The organism is Mesorhizobium sp. M8A.F.Ca.ET.165.01.1.1, assembly GCF_004792065.1.
In the GTDB taxonomy this organism is placed as follows: Bacteria; Pseudomonadota; Alphaproteobacteria; order Rhizobiales; family Rhizobiaceae; genus Mesorhizobium.
On the sequence record NZ_SRTH01000001.1, the window covers coordinates 163,163 to 168,162 of the forward strand.

Genomic DNA, 5,000 nt, shown 5'->3' on the forward strand with positions numbered 1-5,000 from the left:
GAAGATTTGTTCGAACTTCATGATCTGAAAGGATCGTGATTTGTCGCAAGGGACGCTCAATCCCTTGCATATGATGGGTTTGCCTAACCGCACCCTCGAACCGATCTCGAGAAGCTGGTCTTTTTGTGCCAATGACATCGAATTGGATCCCGCACAGGATCCGGTTCAGGCGACAATTCCTTCGGAATTGCGCGGACGCTAACCCCTCAAGGGTGGCTGAAGCGACAATCCTTCGGATTGCGCGGGTGGGCATTGGCAATGAGAACGATCAAGTGTCTTAAGGGCAATTGGTGGATGCCTTGGCATGCACAGGCGATGAAGGACGTGATACGCTGCGATAAGCTACGGGGAGGTGCGAATACCCTTTGATCCGTAGATTTCCGAATGGGGAAACCCACCTAAGGTACTTGGAAAATCAGAGCAGCCAGAAGGTCGCAAGGCCGACTTGCTGCTGTGGTTTCCAAGTATCAGATATAGGTAACTTATCCTGAATACATAGGGATAAAGTGGCGAACGCGGGGAACTGAAACATCTAAGTACCCGTAGGAAAGGACATCAACCGAGACTCCGGAAGTAGTGGCGAGCGAACCCGGACCAGGCCAGTGGCGATTGAGAGACAAGCGGAACCTTCTGGAAAGTAGGGCCATAGTGGGTGACAGCCCCGTACGCGTAATGCAATCAATCGTCCTCGAGTAAGGCGGGACACGTGAAATCCTGTCTGAAATTGGGGGGACCACCCTCCAAGCCTAAGTACTCGTGCATGACCGATAGCGAACTAGTACCGTGAGGGAAAGGTGAAAAGCACCCCGACAAGGGGAGTGAAAGAGTACCTGAAACCGATTGCCTACAAACAGTGGGAGCCCGCAAGGGTGACCACGTACCTTTTGTATAATGGGTCAGCGACTTAGTGTGACGAGCAAGCTTAAACCGCTAGGTGTAGGCGCAGCGAAAGCGAGTCTGAACAGGGCGTTCAGTTCGTCGCATTAGACCCGAAACCGAGTGATCTAGCCATGAGCAGGTTGAAGGTAAGGTAACACTTACTGGAGGACCGAACCCATAACTGTTGCAATAGTTCGGGATGACTTGTGGCTAGGGGTGAAAGGCCAATCAAACTCGGAAATAGCTGGTTCTCCGCGAAATCTATTTAGGTAGAGCGTCGACCGAATACCCCAGGGGGTAGAGCACTGGATGGGCTAGGGGTCCTCACCGGATTACCAAACCTAACCAAACTCCGAATACCTGGGAGTACTAGTCGGCAGACACACGGCGGGTGCTAACGTCCGTCGTGAAAAGGGAAACAACCCTGACCTACAGCTAAGGTCCCCAAGTTATGGCTAAGTGGGAAAGGATGTGAGGATCCCAAAACAACCAGGATGTTGGCTTAGAAGCAGCCATCATTTAAAGAAAGCGTAACAGCTCACTGGTCTAAATAAGGGTCTTTGCGCCGAAAATGTAACGGGGCTAAAGCCATACACCGAAGCTTAGGGTTCGTAGCAATACGAGCGGTAGCGGAGCGTTCTGTAAGCTGATGAAGCCATACCCGTGAGGGGTGGTGGAGGTATCAGAAGTGCGAATGCTGACATGAGTAACGTAAGGGGAGTGAGAGACTCCCCCGCCGAAAGACCAAGGGTTCCTGCTTAAAGCTAATCTGAGCAGGGTTAGCCGGCCCCTAAGACGAGGCGGAAACGCGTAGTCGATGGGAACCACGTTAATATTCGTGGGCTTGGAGGTAGTGACGGATCATTGAGGTAGTCCAATCTTATCGGATTGAACGGGCTGCTGCGTGGTTCCAGGAAATAGCTCCTCCTTATAAACCGTACCCGAAACCGACACTGGTGGTCTGGTAGAGTATACCAAGGCGCTTGAGAGAACTATGCTGAAGGAACTCGGCAAATTGCACGCGTAACTTCGGAAGAAGCGTGACCCTTTTCCACGCAAGTGGAGGAGGGTGGCACAGACCAGGGGGTAGCGACTGTTTATCAAAAACACAGGGCTCTGCGAAGTCGCAAGACGACGTATAGGGTCTGACGCCTGCCCGGTGCTGGAAGGTTAAGAGGAGGGGTGCAAGCTCTGAATCGAAGCCCCAGTAAACGGCGGCCGTAACTATAACGGTCCTAAGGTAGCGAAATTCCTTGTCGGGTAAGTTCCGACCTGCACGAATGGCGTAACGACTTCCCCGCTGTCTCCAGCATAGACTCAGTGAAATTGAATTCCCCGTGAAGATGCGGGGTTCCTGCGGTTAGACGGAAAGACCCCGTGCACCTTTACTATAGCTTTACATTGGCATTCGTAGTGGCATGTGTAGGATAGGTGGTAGGCTTTGAAACCTGGGCGCCAGCTCAGGTGGAGCCACCCTTGAAATACCACCCTTATTACTATGGATGTCTAACCGCGGCCCGTTATCCGGGTCCGGGACAATGTATGGTGGGTAGTTTGACTGGGGCGGTCGCCTCCTAAAGAGTAACGGAGGCGCGCGATGGTGGGCTCAGAACGGTCGGAAATCGTTCGCTGAGTGCAATGGCATAAGCCTGCCTGACTGCGAGACTGACAAGTCGAGCAGAGACGAAAGTCGGTCATAGTGATCCGGTGGTCCCGCGTGGAAGGGCCATCGCTCAACGGATAAAAGGTACGCCGGGGATAACAGGCTGATGACCCCCAAGAGTCCATATCGACGGGGTTGTTTGGCACCTCGATGTCGACTCATCGCATCCTGGGGCTGGAGCAGGTCCCAAGGGTATGGCTGTTCGCCATTTAAAGCGGTACGTGAGTTGGGTTCAGAACGTCGTGAGACAGTTCGGTCCCTATCTGCCGTGGGTGTAGGAATATTGAAAGGATCTGTCCCTAGTACGAGAGGACCGGGATGGACGGATCTCTGGTGGACCTGTTGTGGCGCCAGCCGCATAGCAGGGTAGCTATATCCGGACGGGATAACCGCTGAAGGCATCTAAGCGGGAAACCCACCTTAAAACGAGTATTCCCTGAGAACCGTGGAAGACGACCACGTTGATAGGCCGGGTGTGGAAGAGCGGCAACGCTTGAAGCTTACCGGTACTAATAGTTCGATCGGCTTGATCGTTCTCATTCCTTATGTCCATCTGACTTCGTCAGATGGTTTGTTCTCACTCACGCTTGTTCCGCCCTGCGGGCGGCGCTACGTGGGTGCGGCGCACAAGCGCCGACGGTCGGTCGACCTTGCGAAGCTTCGCTTCGAAAGGCGCCAGGCTAAAAGAACTCCAAAGGCACAAAAAACAGCTTCTCGAATAACGTGCGTTTTGCCGACCTGGTGGTTATGGCGGAGCGGCTGCACCCGATCCCATTCCGAACTCGGCCGTGAAACGCTCCAGCGCTGATGGTACTTCGTCTCAAGACGCGGGAGAGTAGGTCGCTGCCAGGTCTGCTAAACGCACGTTTTATGTGTCACATCCTACTTTCCAAAAATCGAAGCCGGTTTTTGGGTCGAGGCGATGAAATCTTCTCTGAACATGGCCCGCCAACGGGAAACACGGGCCGCGTAAGCGGCCCTTTCATTTGGCGGACAAACCTCTCGCAAGCTCTCGCTTGCAAATCGGTGGCGCGGGGTGGAGCAGCCCGGTAGCTCGTCAGGCTCATAACCTGAAGGTCACAGGTTCAAATCCTGTCCCCGCAACCAAATACAAATGAGCCCGCCATCGTGCGGGCTCTTTTGTATTTTGCCGTGGTCGCCGGCGATTCGAACCTGTCATCAGCGGCCCGCAAGCAGGCCTTGCCGACGCAGCAGGACAAAAAACCAAATCCTCTCCCCGCAACCAAATTAAAACGCCCGCCAGAATCAAACCCGGAGGGCCGTTTTGCGTTCGAACCAGCCGCCATCGATCTTAGCCATCATCAGCACGCAAAGACGGCAGCCAACCACCAGGACAACAAACACAAACCCTGGCTAAAAAAGACCTGCCTCAACAAGACAAAAACAGCCCGCCAGGCTCCCGCCGGCGGGCTGTTCGCATTCGTATCCTCGCCGCATAACGAAATCGCAGACAGATACACAAACCGGAAGGTGCAGTCTCGGAGGTCCAGATATAAAACGAATTTGTACTCAGCCGGCTTCCGTACCTATCCCGCGCGCATCTGGCACCGTGATGGATGCGGGGTATCGAGTTGCGCGTCTGCTGGCCGGTGCCGTCGTGGCCGAGGCGGTATTTCAGTCAATGCCGAATCAGGCGACAAATTGATTCTCTCCGGACGAATCGCGGAAATGAGCACCGGCCGAATCGGTCCAGTTTGCCAATAGGTGACATCTATTGCTATATAGGCACCGCGATCCCGCACTCGCTCCAAGAGGTTGCCAATGCCAAATTACGCTTTGAATGACCACTATGAGAGCTTCATCAAGAAGCAGCTCGAATCGGGGCGTTACAACAATGCCAGCGAGGTCGTGCGTGCCGGCCTGCGCATGCTCGAGGATTTCGAGGCGGAGCGGGAGAGGTGGCTGCGCGAGGAAATCCCGTCGCGCCTGGCCGAACTCAAGCAGGATCCGGCGAAAGCGACACCAGCTGACGCGGTCTTTTCCAGGCTGGAGGCGCGCCATCGCGCGAAGCAGGCGAAAGCCAAGTAGGCAATGGAGTATCGGATTGTCTTTCATCCTGCCGCGCAAGCCGAACTCGAACAGCTCTACGACGACATAGCCGAACGGGCGTCGCCGGCGATCGCCTGGAATTTCGTCGTGGGCATCAAGGACCATTGTCTCGGCTTATCGACTTTTCCACAGCGAGGTACGGAGCGGGTCGAGATCATGCCTGGGCTGCGGATCGTTGGCTACCGGCGGGCGGTCAGCATTGCTTTTGCGGTCGAGGGTGAGCAGGTGCTGATCCTGGGCATCTTCTACGCCGGCCGAAACATCACACCGGAATTGTTGGAGGATCGGCACTGAAAGCCGCTCGGGCGAGGTCCGTGGCCGTGTCGGCGGGCGGCCGTTTTTCAAAGCGAAGCGTGCTCACCATGAGGACCGAAGCGAGTAACCCAGG

General features: G+C 55.0%; 3 protein-coding genes, 1 tRNA gene and 2 rRNA genes. All 6 read left to right on the forward strand.

Going from position 1 to position 5,000, the window contains the following annotated elements:
• The first annotated feature begins 266 nt into the window (after positions 1-266).
• Positions 267-3,076: ribosomal RNA gene (locus EN808_RS00815) — 23S ribosomal RNA — on the forward strand.
• Positions 3,077-3,279: 203 nt separating this feature from the next.
• Positions 3,280-3,394, forward strand: a 5S ribosomal RNA gene (gene rrf, locus EN808_RS00820).
• A gap of 178 nt (positions 3,395-3,572) precedes the next feature.
• Positions 3,573-3,649 (forward strand) — tRNA-Met (locus EN808_RS00825).
• A 21-nt stretch (positions 3,650-3,670) separates the two neighbouring features.
• A complete protein-coding gene (locus tag EN808_RS36745; RefSeq protein WP_135914938.1) occupies positions 3,671-4,267 on the forward strand; it encodes a hypothetical protein in 597 nt (198 codons plus the stop codon).
• A 57-nt stretch (positions 4,268-4,324) separates the two neighbouring features.
• Complete coding sequence (locus EN808_RS00835) at positions 4,325-4,591, forward strand: type II toxin-antitoxin system ParD family antitoxin (RefSeq protein ID WP_127872300.1); 267 nt, start codon at positions 4,325-4,327, stop codon at positions 4,589-4,591.
• Positions 4,592-4,594: 3 nt separating this feature from the next.
• A complete protein-coding gene (locus tag EN808_RS00840; RefSeq protein ID WP_127279141.1) occupies positions 4,595-4,906 on the forward strand; it encodes a type II toxin-antitoxin system RelE/ParE family toxin in 312 nt (103 codons plus the stop codon).
• Positions 4,907-5,000 lie beyond the last annotated feature (94 nt).